The organism is Magnetococcales bacterium (assembly GCA_015232395.1).
Classification (GTDB): Bacteria; Pseudomonadota; Magnetococcia; order Magnetococcales; family JADFZT01; genus JADFZT01.
In genome coordinates this window covers 27418-42276 of sequence record JADFZT010000022.1, presented here as the reverse complement: position 1 = coordinate 42276, position 14859 = coordinate 27418, and the positions used below count along the sequence as shown (strand labels likewise).

9 protein-coding genes are annotated in these 14859 nt (G+C 56.0%); all 9 read left to right on the top strand.

Features of this window, described 5'->3' with window-relative positions:
- The first annotated feature begins 80 nt into the window (after positions 1 to 80).
- A complete protein-coding gene (locus tag HQL52_08475) occupies positions 81 to 3422 on the top strand; it encodes an Ig-like domain-containing protein (GenBank protein ID MBF0369475.1) in 3342 nt (1113 codons plus the stop codon).
- Between the two features lie 252 nt (positions 3423 to 3674).
- Positions 3675 to 3905 (top strand): ribbon-helix-helix protein, CopG family, encoded by a 231-nt coding sequence (locus HQL52_08470; protein MBF0369474.1) that lies wholly within the window; start codon positions 3675 to 3677, stop codon positions 3903 to 3905.
- A 122-nt stretch (positions 3906 to 4027) separates the two neighbouring features.
- Complete coding sequence (locus HQL52_08465; protein ID MBF0369473.1) at positions 4028 to 5149, top strand: hypothetical protein; 1122 nt, start codon at positions 4028 to 4030, stop codon at positions 5147 to 5149.
- Between the two features lie 2 nt (positions 5150 to 5151).
- Complete coding sequence (locus HQL52_08460; protein MBF0369472.1) at positions 5152 to 5877, top strand: hypothetical protein; 726 nt, start codon at positions 5152 to 5154, stop codon at positions 5875 to 5877.
- A gap of 13 nt (positions 5878 to 5890) precedes the next feature.
- Positions 5891 to 6577 carry a hypothetical protein gene (locus HQL52_08455; protein MBF0369471.1) on the top strand — a complete coding sequence of 229 codons (687 nt, stop codon included), beginning with the start codon at positions 5891 to 5893 and terminating at the stop codon, positions 6575 to 6577.
- A 554-nt stretch (positions 6578 to 7131) separates the two neighbouring features.
- Positions 7132 to 8100 (top strand): hypothetical protein, encoded by a 969-nt coding sequence (locus HQL52_08450; GenBank protein MBF0369470.1) that lies wholly within the window; start codon positions 7132 to 7134, stop codon positions 8098 to 8100.
- Between the two features lie 49 nt (positions 8101 to 8149).
- Complete coding sequence (locus HQL52_08445; protein ID MBF0369469.1) at positions 8150 to 9910, top strand: tetratricopeptide repeat protein; 1761 nt, start codon at positions 8150 to 8152, stop codon at positions 9908 to 9910.
- A 239-nt stretch (positions 9911 to 10149) separates the two neighbouring features.
- Complete coding sequence (mshL, locus tag HQL52_08440) at positions 10150 to 12051, top strand: pilus (MSHA type) biogenesis protein MshL (protein ID MBF0369468.1); 1902 nt, start codon at positions 10150 to 10152, stop codon at positions 12049 to 12051.
- A 195-nt stretch (positions 12052 to 12246) separates the two neighbouring features.
- Entirely contained in the window at positions 12247 to 14844 is a 2598-nt protein-coding gene (locus HQL52_08435) for an SPOR domain-containing protein (protein ID MBF0369467.1), read from the top strand.
- The last annotated feature ends 15 nt before the right edge of the window (positions 14845 to 14859 follow it).

Genomic DNA, 14859 nt, shown 5'->3' with positions numbered 1-14859 from the left:
AACCAATTTGGTTTGGAACTTGCAGCATTGGGCCGGGACCATTTTTTTTTGGATCAAACTTTCCTAAGGCGGCTCTTTTTATGTGGCAAATGCAAAAGAGGATCATTCCCTGGCTCGTGGCACTACTGCTGGCCGGCTGTGGCGGTGGTGGCAGTGGGCAGGGGAGTTCCAGCAAGGAAGAGAGCTCTACTTCCAATTATACCGAAATGACCGGCACCTTCCACGGCAGCGTGGTGGTGGGGTTGCCTTATACCACCAAGGATGAAGAGGACAATACCATCTCCACCGGGGTCACCGATGAGGATGGCGAGTTTACCTACTACTATGACAGCGTCAACGCCGTTTATCACAGCGTCACCTTTCACATCGGCAACGTCACCCTGGGTAGTGCCACCCCCACCCGGGATGGGGTGGAATTTTCCGCCTTTGATCTGGTGGATTCCCAGCTGACGGACTATCGGGAGCGGGTGGATAATATCGAGCGCTATATCTGCATTTTTGATGCTGATTTTGTCTCCGGCTCTGCCAGCGAATGTGAATCGGTCACCATCACCGATACCACCACCGAGGCCTTGGATGCGGTGATCTCCACCATGACCATTGCCGACATCAGCGACACCACCTTTGACACCAACGTCAGCGGCTACGAAAGCGGTCAGATTTCCGGCCTGGAAGTCGATACCCATCTCAATGAAACCAAGTCGTTGATCGATGCGGCTGTGGTGAGCAGCGTCACCGTCGCAGTGGGGGCTGACTCAGTGGTGGCCGATGGTGAGCAGGAGGTGTTGATTGAAGCGAGTGTCACCGGATTGGTGGATGCCGACACGACGGCGGGTTCAACCGAGAGCGCCTTGGCCGGGGTTTTGGTGCGTTTTGCCACCACGGCGGGTTCGTTCGATGCCTCCTCTGCCACAGCTGTGACCACCCGGGAGGTGTTGACCGATGAAGATGGCATCGCCCGCTGGACCCTCATTGCACCGACCAATCTGGGTACGACCCGGGTAACCGCTACCGCTGGTGGCTATAGCGAAGAAGCGGAGATCGCCTTTATCGCCGGTGCGCCCGCTGAAGTGATTTTCGATGAGACCAGCCTCTCCGTGGGGCTTTCCGATACGGTGGATGTGGGGGTCACGGTGTTGGACGCCCATGGCAACCCTGTTTCGGGGGAGACGGTGACGTTTGTGATCAATGGGGAGCTGGAAGGGGTTTCCCTGGAAGCCCTGACCGGGGTGACCGATGACGATGGCTGGATCAGTGTGACCTTTAATTCCGGGGATGTCTCTTCCACCGATGGTGATCCCCCGACTGTTTCTGCTTCCACCACCAACGGCGTGAGCCCGGTGGATTCAACCGATTCCAGCACCACTTTCAGCATTCCCATTACTGTCGCCACCACCGCCACCAGCGAGAGTGGGGCGGTGATCAACGATATCGTGCTGTTGACCTCCAACCCCCAGATCGATACCGACGGGGTGGATAGTGCCACTTTGACGGCCATCCTTCGGGATGAAAATGACAATCTGCTGGAAGGGGAGACTGTCCAGTTCAAGACCGTTCCCTACCTGGTGGATGATGATGAAGACGACGCCCACGATACCACCGGCTCCATCCAGGTGACCCGGGCGATTACCGACGATACCGGTACAGCTGTCGCTCTGCTCACAGCCGCCCCGGATCAGCTCAACCGCATGATCCTGGTGCAGGCCACCGACTCCAGTGGAACCCTGGAGTCAAATAAGGTGACCTTGGAAATCAGCGGCTCCACCTTGACGGTCGCGGGTGTTTCTTCCGCACAAAAACTGGGAGAGACCCTGGATCTGACCGTGACGTTGGCGGACTCCTCCGGCAGTGGGGTGGCAGATCAATTTTTGACCGTCTCATCCACTGCCGGCAACACCTTGCTCGACAGTTCCGACAGCAGCGCCACCGGGGCCTCTTCCATCACGGTGGAAACCGATACTTCCGGTGAGGCAGCGATGACCTTGAGCTTTGATCAATGCCAAACCGATGATGCGGTGGAAAACTGCGATATCGTCTCCGCTTCCCTGGATCGCACCACCGGCAACCTGGACACCCTGGTCTATGATTCTCTGAGTGGCTCCCTGACCATCGCCCGATTGGAGACCGAAGAGGGGGATGACTTCGCCTTTGAAACCCCTGATCCCGATGCCACTGAGGAAATCTCACTGGTGGATGTGGACAGTTACACCACCGATGACGGCTATGCTGTTTCGGTACTCTGGACGGTGGATGATGTTGCTCAAGAGGGGGAAGAGATTGAGTTTCAACTAAACCGAGGTTGGTTTTTGGATGGCACGGACACTGTTAATGACCAAGTCCAAACCATCACCGTCATTACCGATAGTGATGGCCGGGCAACGGTCAATATCTATTCTGATCAGATTGGTCCTGCCATCATTCAGGTGAGTCGGGATGATGGACTGACACTCACTTCCCAGGTGGAATTTATCTCCATCACGCCGGACTCCATGCTGCTTCAGGCGAGCCCTTCATCCATTGGTACCAACCGGGAGGGGGATGACGATGAGCAATCCACCATCACCGCCATCGTCAGGGACAGCAACTATCAGGGGGTTAAAAACCAGACCGTCATTTTTGTTCTGGATGATCGCACCGGGGGTTACATCTCGGCAGGCTCTGCGGTGACCGATTCATCTGGTCAGGCTTCGGTAAGCTATGTCTCTGGCACGACTTCCAGTGATTATGACGGTATCAGCATCTCCGCACATGTGGATGGCTATTCTGACATAACCGGTACGGTTTCCCTGACAGTTTCCGAAAGCCCTCTCTTCATTACCCTGGGAACCGGTAATTCCATTAATGAATCGGAAGATGGCACCCGCTATGAACTCCCCTACACCGCCTTGGTTACCGATGTCACCGGTCTGCCAGCTGCCGGTGTGGAACTCAATGTTTCGATCTGGCCGGTGTTGTACTACAAAGGCACGTATGATGTGGAGTGGAGTGGAGGAACTTCATATGATCCGGATACCGATAGCACCACCTATTATGGAGATGCCTTCTGGGCCAGGAATCCCTCTACGACTGATGGATGCAGCAATGAAGACAGCAACCAAAATGGTGTGCTGGATCTGGATCTCAGTGAGGATATCAACGGCAACGATCAGCTGGATCCCGGTAACGTGGCTACTCTGGATACCGCCACTCTGGAAACCGACTCTACGGGATTCGCCTCCTTCAATATCGTTTACCCCCAAAATTATGGCGGATGGGTCAAGGTGCGTCTGACAGCCCGGGGAAGCATGTCCGGGACCGAGTCGGAACGCAATGAAGAGCTTCTGTTGCCTATTTCTGCGGAAGACCAGGAGGACACGGACGTCAATCCACCAGGGGTTATCAGCCCCTTTGGTACGGGGACACTCTGTACGGATACCGAATAATCCCGGGGTCGGATCACATTAAATCCCCTTGAAACAAAACCGGGTCCGTTTTCCTGGACCCACCCTGCTGATCCATTTGCTTGCGGCTTGAAAAGAGAATCTTCAAAAGAGGGAAGCGGTGGCCAAGTGGGGTGGGTCGAGGAAAGCGGATCGGCTTTCAAATAAAATCAACGCCGGTAGTCAACCCATCCCTGCCATTCAGGGGGGGGCTGGAAGACCGGGGGAATGCACGCCTGTTTAAGGATAAAATCGATGGCCGTAATGACAATCAAGCTCCCGGACGACCAACTGGCCAAGCTGGAAGAGCTGGCCCGGGAGCGGGGCATGACCCTGGATAGCCTGGTGGTGGAGATGGCTTCCTCCACCCTGGCCCAATATGACCCCCAGATCGTCGGCGGCGATGAGGAGAATGACGACGCTCTGGAAGGGGGGTTGGCGGTGTTGGATGAGTTGGACCGGGTGTTTGGACCCTGGGAAGATTGATCCATCGATGCCATGATTGTGGCAGAGCATTTTCGGGATCAAAGTGATCTGCCCGATGGTATCAGGCTCTTAGGAACACTCTAAACCACCCCCAACCTGCCGGATGGATACGGAACCCTGAAATGGCCGGTCAAACCAAAGCCAAAAGTGCAGCGCCCAAACCAGGAAACTTTCTGGAAAAAATGCGTGCCCTTTTTGCGCCCCAAAAGGGGAGTGGTGAGAAGGGTCAGAGTAAAGGGGATCAAAATCTTGGGGAAATTTGGCAACAATTCAAGCAGCGCCTGAGCGGCAAAAGCGCCAGTGGTGAAAGTCACGAGATCGTCGGCATCATTTCTCGTTTCGATGGGGTGGGGCTGGTGCATGTGATGATGCGCGCATCCGGTCCCCCGGTGCTCAAACTCTGTCTTTTCAAAACCCTCACCATGGGGCGTACAGCCGATTGGGCCATCGCCTCCATGGTTCGGGAAAACCAGCTGGAAAAAGCCCACTTTGTGACCCTGCTGGAGCCCGAGGAATATTCGATCCTGCCAGCCGAAGCCCCGGATGTGGCCAAGGAAGAACTCAACTCCGCTGTGCGGTGGAAGATCAAGGATCAGCTCGATTTTTCAGCCACCGAGGCGGTGGTGGAAACCTTCGACCTCCCCTCCAACCAGCCGGACGCCACCTCTGGACGCCTCTATGCCGTCGCCACCCGGCAGTCGGATGTCCTGACCCGGATCGCCCCTTTTCATCAGCACAAGTTTGAACTCAAAACCATCGATATCCACGAACTGGCCCTTCTCAACCTCACCATGCGCTGTGAGGATAGCGCCGATGGCATGGGGATTCTGTTTTTGCGGGCCAAGGATGGCTTGGTGATGGCGGTGCGTGACGGCACCATGTATATGGCTCGACAGCTGGAGGTAGGGCTGGAGCGCCTGCTGGAATCCCTGGATGGTCGGGCTCAGGTAGACCCCAAGGAGCTGGCCGATTCGCCGGTGCTGGATAACATCGCCCTGGAAGTGCAGCGCACCCTGGACTATTACGAAAGCCATTTCATGCAGCCCCCGGCGTCCAGCCTCCACCTGGCGCCCCTGGAGATCTCTTTTCCGGGATTGACCGATGCCCTGGCTGATAAACTGGGTATGCGGGTGAAGCGCTTTCCGGTGACGGAAATTTTTGAATATGCCCAGGAGTTCGAAACCACCGATGTGGGGCGTTGTCTTCCGGCATTGGGTGCGGTTTTACGCCCGGAGGCCGAATAGCCATGGCCCAGCTGGTCAATTTTTATCAATCCCAGTTTCATGTCAAACGGGAATCCTTTTCCGCAGCGGTGGTGTTGAGTGCGGCGGCGGGGCTTCTGGTGATTTTGGGGCTGCTGAGCCTGGGGGGCAACTGGTGGATCGGCAAGCAGGAAGCGCAGCTGCGCGGTCTGGAACAAAAAGATCTGAAAATGGCCAACGAGCTGGCGGAGCTTGCCAAAAAATTTCCCGAGCGCAAGCCCAGCCTTAAACTCAAACGCGCCATCCGCAAGCTCAGACGGGAAAAGCTGGGTAAAGAACGACTCCTCGATTTTTTGCGTGGCGATGATTCCGATGCCATGGACGGTTTTTCCCGGTTTTTTGATGGGCTCACCGACAGCAAGGTGGCGGGAATCTGGGTCACCGGATTAGGGGTTTTCGACAGCGGCGATGAGCTGGCCATCCGGGGCCGCACCAGTGTATTGACCCCGGACCTGGTGGCTGAATTTATCCAAAAGCTCCGGGAGCAGGAACTCTATGAAGAACACAGCTTTCAGTTTTTGGAAATCGAGGAAAAGCTGGAAAAGCCAGGTTTGTTGCAGTTCGAGCTTAAAACCGATGAAGATGTGAAGCTGATGGAGATTGAGGAAGGGGATGTTCTGGAAAAGACCATGAAGGAGATGCAGCGCTCCCGTAAGAGAGGGGCCAATTTCAAAAAATCCATGGATAAAAACATGAAGACCCAGAAATAGTCCGGAGGCCGCCATGGATATGGAAAAGCTACAGGAACAGTGGCTGAGTGCCCTGGATAAGATCGACGCCCTCTCCAAACGGGAACGGATTCAACTCCTGGTGACCCTCTGTGTGGTGCTGGGTGGGGGGTGGTATTCCCTCTATGTGGAGCCCCTGGAAATCCGCTACAAGGAGATCACTGAAAAACGCAAAACCATTCTCTCACACATTCGGGAGATGAGTGGTTTGACCAAGGTGATCCTGATTCGTGCCGAGCAAAACCCAGACGCAGACAACCAAAAGAAAAAACGTCGCCTGAAAAGAGAGCTGGCTGCTTTGGCCGAAGAGCTGGAAGTGGGTTACGAAACATTGGTGCCCCCGGAAGACATGCCGGAGGTGCTCAAGCGCTTTTTGGATCGTAACAGCGGGTTGCGGCTGAAATCCATGGAAGCGGTGGAAGCGGAGCCCATGGGAGGGGATGACAACAAGGATAAGGAGGAAGATCAGGAAAGGGAGGAAGATGTCCTCTTTCGTCACGGCCTGGAGCTGGAGTTGGTGGGGGGGTTTCCGGAAACAGTGGCTTTTTTGAAGGATCTGGAAAATGCGCCCTGGCGGATTTTTTGGGATGAGATCGAATATGTCGTGGATCAATATCCCCAGGCCCAGATCAAACTTGAGGTCTATACCTTGAGCTTGAGCACCGATCTGATCGGTGGTTGATCGCTTTCCCCCCCGTGAAATCCGACAAAATCCGTAGGGTGCGGTGAGCTGGGCCAACCACATCAATCAAAACCGCAATGGCACCATCCAACGCTTCTCCCCCGAAACGCCCCCATCATACGAATTCTGGTTCAAACGATGAGCTTAAGGCCATTGTTTGATCTTCATTCAAAACCGAAAAATCTGCCACAGAGAACACAGAGGCCACAGAGGAAAAGCATAAACAACAGCCGAATATTCCAAACACTACCGAGCACGCGTTTTGGCTCGATTTTGGTTTTCTCTGTGTTCTCCGTGTTCTCCGTGTCCTCTGTGGCTAAACGTTTTTTTATTTGACTCACCTGTTGAACCGGAATTGGTATCAGATGCACGCACGCAACGATAGAGCCCCGATGATGCGGTTCACGGGGCTTACTGCACTCTGCAATGGCTCGTTTTTATCCCCCCATTCCCCTTCCGATTTGGTGATGCGCTTCAGCCTTAAGTATCGGTTAAAAACAATCTAACGTCAGAGGTCCAATCATACCCTTTTTCCAGCGCTTGAGGAGTGGACCATGACGGAAGAAAACAAGGTGATCGCAGGTCTCAAAATCGACTTTAAATCCATAGAGGAGGCCGGCCCCGCCGCACTGGTTGAAGAGATCGGCGAGGGGGCGACCCCGGTGATTGTCGAGCCCTATGGCGTCAATCTGTATGACCGGCTATATGGCGAATATGACCTCCAGGATTATGCCTCCTCCCTGGTGCAGCGGGAGTGGGGTAAGCGGCGGGTGCGGCTCTACTGCTCCTCAGCGGCCCGCAGTGGGGGCCTCACCGTGGAGGTGGATGACGGGAGTGCCAAAAAATTGGGCACCCGGAGCGAAAAAATCACCGAAACCCTGATCTTTCGCCGGGCGCGCAGCCAGCAGCTGGTTTATCATTATGACAGCCCTTCGGTCAGCATCATCGACAGTACCGATTTTTACGATAACGACGGGCAGAAGACTCTGGCTCCCACCTATTTTTCCGACCGGGGGGAATATTATTCAGCCCAGGAGGTGACGGGTGCCCTGGTTGTGGAATACAGTCCCAAATATACCCTCTACGAAATCAGCTATGGCACCGGTGAGGATCAATGTAGCAAGGAGCAGTGGCGGGAGATGCAATTTGCCTGGCTCACCGGTAACGTCAACGATGCCCAGATTCCCCCGGTCACGGTGCTGGCCCTCACCAAATACCATGCGGTGAGTGCTTCCTTGAGCCGAAAATTTTGGCCTCTGAGTGCCACCTATGAGATCACCTTTCTGGGAGGCAAGGCGAGCATTGGTGCGACCTTGAATGATGGCAGCGATACCGGGGATGAGGAGAGCACGGACGATCAGTTTGTGGAGCAGGATCGGGAGACCATCATCGAACAGATTTTTGATCCCGGTGATGATGAAATATTTGTTGATGTGGAGCGGGCGGTGGCCATTAACTTCAAGGATGGCTGGGGGCAGGAGCTGAAATTGCGATTCAAGAGTGATGATGCCGAAGCCGAATAAGCCCCCTGTGGTCGGTGATTTCCCCCAGGAGGGGAGGGGACCGCCTCGGGTGGGGTTTATCTATATCGCCGCTGCTCTGATGGCGGTGATTCTTTTTGTCTACTGGCGGGTGTGGAGCTATCCCCTCATCCATGTGGACGACACCTACTATCTTACCGGTCTCTCTCCCATCGCTGAAGGGTTGAGTTGGGAGGGGCTTCACTGGGCTTGGACCGCTGACAACGTCGCCATGTGGATCCCCCTCACCTGGCTCACCTTCATGGTGGAGATCTCCCTCTTCGGTTTTAACCCGGGTCAGATGCATCTGACCAACCTGATTTTTCACCTGATCAACGGGGTGCTGGTTTTTGCCCTGCTCAGGCGCATGACCGGGGCGGTGTGGTGCAGCGCCCTGGCGGCTGGCCTCTTTGCCCTGCACCCCATGGCGGTGGAGTCGGTGGCCTGGGTGATCGAACGCAAGGATGTGCTCTCCACCTGCCTGGCTCTGGGGGCGTTGTGGTTTTATCTGGACCACGTCAAAGAGAGCGGCCACCCGGATCGTTCCAGCCAAACCACGATGGCCCCCCGGCAAAAATCCCTGCTCTGCTATTTTTTGGCGCTCCTCGCCAAACCCATGCCCATCACCCTGCCATTTCTGTTTTTGCTCCTGGATGGCTGGCCACTCAAACGGGACCGGGAGGGGTGGGGGCGGTTGATTTTGGAAAAATGGCCCTACTATCTGGTGGCGTTTCTGGTTATTGCGATCAACATGGGGGCTGCCGGAGCCATGGACGAGGTGATCGCCTCCCCCAGCACCCTGTCGCTACAAACCCGTTTAGGCCATATGTTGATGGCGGGTGGGCTCTATGTGTGGAAAAGCTTGGTTCCCGTCTCTCTCACTCTGATCCATCCCATTCCCCCGGAGCCTTATCCCTGGTGGCAGACGGCGCTCTCAGGCGGGGTTCTCCTCACCCTGACCGGATGGGCTTGGTATCTGCGACAGGCTCATCCCTGGTTTGCGGTGGGCTGGCTCTGGTTTTTGGGCATGCTCACCCCCACCCTGGGTCTGGTGCAGGTGGGGGATCAGTTGATGGCGGATCGTTTTACCTATCTGCCCCATGTGGGATTTGGGGTGGTGGTGGCCTGGGGGGTGCACGCTCTGGGGCGACGTTTTTCCGGGAGATGGTGGATTTCAGCCCTGGCCGGCCTGCTTTTGCTGACCACCTTTGCCACCCTCGCCAAAGCCCAGCTCTACCACTGGCGGGGGAGTGTGCCGCTCCTGGAAACGAGTATTGCCCAAACGGAGAAAAATTACGCTGCTCATCGTTTTTTGGGTAACTATCACAACATGGCAGGCAACCTTCCCCAAGCGGCTTATCACTATCGGCAAGCCCAACGCTTCAACCCCCGCTACTGGCGTTATCATGCCGACCTTGGTGGAATTCTCCTGCGGATGGGGCGCTGGCCGGAAGCGCGGCAGGAGTTCCAAACCATTCGCACCAAGCTTCCCGAGACCCGGCGGGGATTGCTGGCCGCAGCCCGCTATTTTATCCGCATCGGTCTTTTTTCCGAAGCCCGCCACCCCCTGGAAAAAGTGTTGGTCTGGCATCCCGATGCCAGCGATGCCCTCTCCCTGCTGGCTCTGGTAGAGGCGGCACAGGGGGAGGAAGCCAAAGCGGAAGCCATTTTGCAGGATCTCTATCAAACATATCCCCAAGTCCGCAGGCGGGATTGTGCCCGGGACTATCCCCAGGCCAACCATCCCGCACTTGCCGCCATTCTAACCCGCCTCTGCGCTGAAAAAAACTTCACCCTTCCTGCCGATTCGTAATCAAATCCCACATTTTCCCCTGAATATTCAGCCTGATCAACTCTTGGAACAGTAATTGCTTTCTATTCGTTCGTGGGAGGTCGTGCTCAGAAAAGAGAGAGCAGAAGCGACTGAAAGGCCTGGAAAGAGGGAAAACAAGCGGCAAAGTGGAATATAAGAGTGATGAAGCGGCTCAAAATCCCCTCAAATACTGGATTGGATCAGCCAGGGCCAAAATATTGGCGGCTTGGAATTTAACTATGAAACTTGGACGCAAACAGAACCGGTGGTTGACACTGGTAGCCGTATTGCTCCTCACCACCTCCTGTGCCAGTAATCAGGAGGAGGGTGGTAGTGAGTTTCAGGCCATTTATGACGCCATGATGGAAAATACCACCCCCATCACCGGTAGCGATGAGGCCTCCAGGAATGGTGGCACCTCCTTGAGTGAAGTAGAGGGGGGTGTGCCTGAAAATGTCTCCATGGCGCTGCTCGATTTGGAGTTGCTGGACAAAATCCCGACTCCCCCGGTGGAGCCCCGGTTTGACATCCTGGTGGACAAGGCCCCGGCCCGGGAATTTTTTCAAAGCCTGGTCACCGATGATCCCCGTCTGAACATGGTGCTGCATCCCAATCTCGAAGGGGAGATCAGTCTGGAACTCAATAATGTCACGGTTTTTGAGACGGTAGAGGCGGTCTGCGAGATGTATGGCTACGACTGCCAGCCCTTTGCTGCCGGAGGCTCCGGCACCTTCCGGGGATTCAAGGTCTATCCCAGTTCCCGTCTGGTGACCCGCACCTTCCGGGTGGACTTTTTGCCCTTGAAGCGGGGCGGGCACACCCAGACCAGCGTCAACTCCGGAAACATGTCGGTCACTTCCCAATCCACCAATGCCGACGGCAGCTCAAGCAGTAGCGATAGCAACAGCCCTGGCAGTGATGTGACCACCGACTATGAAGCGGACCTCTGGGGAGATCTGGAGTCGGCCATTCGTGCTTTTCTGGGGATGGATGATGCGTGGCAGGCAGACTCTTCCAGTAGGATTGAAGGCCAGGAAAATTCCTCCAGAGATCGAAATGAATCCATCGTCAAGGAGTCCGAGTCCAGATCGACTTACAAGCGCACGGTTGATTCCGATGTTACCATTCGCCGGGTGATGGTCAACAAGCAGGCGGGCCTGATCGTTGTGCGGGCCTTGCCCCAGGAGATCCGGGATATCGAAGGTTATTTGAGCCAACTGCGCGCCAGAAGCCAGCGGCAGGTGATCCTGGAAGCCAAAATTTTGGAGGTTGAGCTCAGCGACGGGTTTCAGTTCGGTGTGGACTGGTTGGCGATCAATAAAGGGATCGGTTCCGATCGTTTGGGGCCTCTACAGAGCGAACCCAATGACGGCACGACTTTTTTGGAAACGTTGGATGAAAGCGATGAATCAGCCGTCATGGAGTGGAGTCAGGGTGTCATTCTCTCCAAAACGGTCGCAGAGCCCTTTTCCCTGGCCTTTCGGGAGCATGATTTTATCGGCTTTATCAATCTGCTTCAGCAGCAGGGCAAGGTACAGGTGCTTTCCAGCCCCCGAGTGGCCACCATCAACAATCAAAAGGCGGTGATCAAGGTGGGGGAAGATGAAATCTTCATGTCCGACATGGAATTGGAGAGTGAGACCACCAGCACAGGCACCCAAGACACCCTCAACCCCGTTTTTAAAACCTATTTTTCCGGGGTCGCTTTGGATGTCACCCCCCAGGTGGGTGAGGATGATTGGATCACTCTCCACGTCCACCCCACGGTGAACGAAGTGGAAGACAGGATCAAAACCATCGACATGGGAGATAAAATTTACAACCTGCCCCTGGCATTCAGTAAGTCGAGAGAAGCCGACTCCATCATTCGGGTACGCAATGGAGAGGTGGCGGTGATCGGTGGTTTGATGAAGCGGGAACTGGAGGATAATTCCGATAGCCTGCCCTTCCTGGGAAGCATTCCCTATCTGGGGACGCTCTTCAGCCATACGGAAAAGGTGTGGAAGAAAAACGAACTGGTGATTCTCATCCGCCCGGTCATCGTCGGCGAGAGTGGCGATTGGCGCAAGCAGGTGACTGAAACCGCCAAGCGTATTCAGGAAATGAAGCCTGAAACCGCCTCGATGGATTGGATCCGCTAGCGGTACACCTTATCCATGGGGGCAGGGAATCAGCCATATGTTCAGGACCAAATGATATCACGAGCTGTAGAACGAGATTTGGGATCAAAAATCAGAGAGTGCCCGGCACCAGAGAGCGATACAACCACATCCCGTCCGTCCGGGGATAGCTAGAATGGACGTGTCAGACAGACTCTTTCAAGGAGTGGAAGCAAAGTGAGCCCCTTAAGCGACATCTTTAACAAGTTTTCCCGTAAACAGACCCCGGTGCGTGCTGCCCAGGATGGTCAGGAAGCCCCATCCCAGCCAGCTCCCCTTGCTGTGGAAACGGCCTCGACCAGTGGGGTCAAAGGGAGCACTTTGATCATCTTCGGGCTGACCGCCACTCTGATTGTGGTGGCTGGACCGGAGGCGCTGGATAAATGGTTCCCCAAGAAAAAAGCCATCACGGTCCCCACCATCCTGCCAGCGGCGGCGTTGCTGTCGGATGCCGCAGACCTGGAAGCCCAAAGCGGCCCTCCCGGAATGCAGGCGGGGCTTGGCATGAACTATCGGGATCGGATGCCGACTCTCACCAACATCCATCGGGATGGGGGGGGGGATATCGGCCTCATCACCACCGTGAGCGAGCCTGTGGGGGCAGGGCTTTTGGTGGACGATCAATTCCTGGGCACCACACCTCTCCAGTTTGAGTGGCCCACCGGAAAATATCGGATGGTGCTCAAAAAGGCCGGTTTTTATGACCTGGAAGTGCCCCTGGATGTGGCCCGTGGCACCTCCCTGGATTTTAACCTGGCGCTCTTTCCCTTGGGCAGTGGGGGTGGTCCGGCCCATGGTCAGGGGCAGGCTCGGGAGAAGGACGGGGGGGGCAGATCCGAAGCCATGATCGCCCAAAACAGCTCCCAGGCTCCGGCTTACAATAATAGGGCAGAGAGCTTCTCTTCCCGGCAACAGGATTACCGACAAGAGGGCCGTTACCAACAGGAAGCTCCCCGTTATCAACAGGAGGCCCCCCGTTATCAACAGGAAGCCCGGGAGGATCGTTCTCGTCAGAGCGCTTCCCAGGTCGCTGATTTTCGCACCCCGGCCCCCGAGCCCCAACAGCTCAAACAGGCCCAAGAGTCGGCTGCCAGGAAAAATTCTCTGGCGGACGCTTCCCGTCTGATCGCCGAGCAGGCCCGGGCGACTTCCGTATCAAAGCCCGAGAAGAGTCCGGCACCCGAGGTGAAAGCCCAGGTGCAGCCCCAAGAGAGCACCAAGGATACGCCCAAAAAATCCCGGGAAGCCACTGAGAGCGGAGAGCGGATCTACTCCATGCAGGTGGCCGCCTTTCAGACCATCGATGCGGCCCTCAAAACCGCCAATGAACTGCAGTCCAAAGGTTACAAACCCTATATCCTGGAGGTCATTGATGCCAAAAAACGTTCTTGGCGGACGGTCCAGGTGGGGGCTTTTTCCAGCGAACCCACAGCACGCCAGGCACTGGATGCCTTCATCAAGCGGGAAAACCGCCAGGCCCAGCTTTTTGGCACCTCAACGGACAAATTCAAGCGCTTCCTGACCCGGTTTGAAAAGAGCCTGGAGCAGGAAAAAACCCAGCTGGCTGCCAATTTGGTGCTGCCTGATCCAGCGCCCAGTGATAATGATTCTGCCAGCGCTTCAACTCAGGCTGCCAACACCGTCCAGGCTCAAGTCCAAGCCTCCCAGGCTCAAGCCCAGGTCTCCCAGGCTCCCCAAGCCGAGGCAGCTGTGGAAAAGGTGAGCGCTTCAGCCAGGCAGGGTAGCCACGCCATTCAGGTGGGGGCCTATCGTGCCCAGGCAGGGGCTGCCAGGGTGGTCAGACAGTTGCAGGAAAAAGGCTATGACGCTTACATCAATGAGGTGATCCGGCCCCAGAATCCGGATATCGTTTGGCAAAACGTACGCATCGGACATTTTAAAAATATCGAAGAGGCGAGATCGGCCGCCCGGGAGTTTAAGCGCAGTGAAGGGACAGGCGCCCACATCGTCACCCTGGATCCCACCCAGGAGATGCAGAGCACAGCTGCACCCATGGTGACGGCCCAGGCCACGACCCGGACCAAACCGGCGACCATCAGCGATGTGGCTGAAAAAGCTGCTGCCAGCGGGAGTGCCAGCACCACGGCTTCTGAAAAAGTAAATGAGTCCCCCCTTCTGGCCACCGCCAGCCAGGAGAACGACTCCTGGAATGGGGAGAGCAGCCAGCAGGCCGATACCCTCAATGCGGCTCTGGCTGCAACCAGCGAGAGTGTCAATGAGCGGGAATTGAGTCGTATTTCCAGGTCCCCGGTGGTTTTGAGCGGCCCTCTTCTTGAAAAACGGGTTACTGATCTGATGGCGCAGGCGGTTGAGGCCTCGGCCCAAGGCAACAATACCGAAGCCGAGGAGGGCTATCGGCAGGTGCTGGAGCTGGAGCCCCAACACCCGGAAGCCCGTCGGGGGCTGGCCCAGCTTTTGGTGGCCACCAACCGGCCCGCAGAGGCCCTCGCCATTTTGGAAAATGAAATCAAGGGGCAGGAGTATACCAAGCTCGCCGTCAGTGAGCCCAACCTGGCCGCCTTTTTGGCCGCCCTCTATCAGCGGGAGGAAAAACATTGGCAGGCCATCGACCTCTATGAGGCCCTCCTGGAGCAGCATCCCGACAAGGGGATCTGGCGGATGGGTATGGCCATCTCTCTGGAGCGGGTGAGTGAAAATGATGAAGCCCGCAAGGCCTACTCCCTGGCCTTGAACAGCGGTCAGTTGAACCGTAAACTCCGGAGCTTCGTACGCAAACGCATGGAATCCATGTAAGCTTTGATTCCAACA

Coding starts and splice junctions, on each gene's coding strand:
- HQL52_08460 (MBF0369472.1), top strand. CDS start 5,152: ATGGCCCAGCTGGTCAATTTTTATCAATCCCAGTTTCATGTCAAACGG.
- HQL52_08470 (MBF0369474.1), top strand. CDS start 3,675: ATGGCCGTAATGACAATCAAGCTCCCGGACGACCAACTGGCCAAGCTG.
- mshL (MBF0369468.1), top strand. CDS start 10,150: ATGAAACTTGGACGCAAACAGAACCGGTGGTTGACACTGGTAGCCGTA.
- HQL52_08450 (MBF0369470.1), top strand. CDS start 7,132: ATGACGGAAGAAAACAAGGTGATCGCAGGTCTCAAAATCGACTTTAAA.
- HQL52_08465 (MBF0369473.1), top strand. CDS start 4,028: ATGGCCGGTCAAACCAAAGCCAAAAGTGCAGCGCCCAAACCAGGAAAC.
- HQL52_08475 (MBF0369475.1), top strand. CDS start 81: ATGTGGCAAATGCAAAAGAGGATCATTCCCTGGCTCGTGGCACTACTG.
- HQL52_08455 (MBF0369471.1), top strand. CDS start 5,891: ATGGATATGGAAAAGCTACAGGAACAGTGGCTGAGTGCCCTGGATAAG.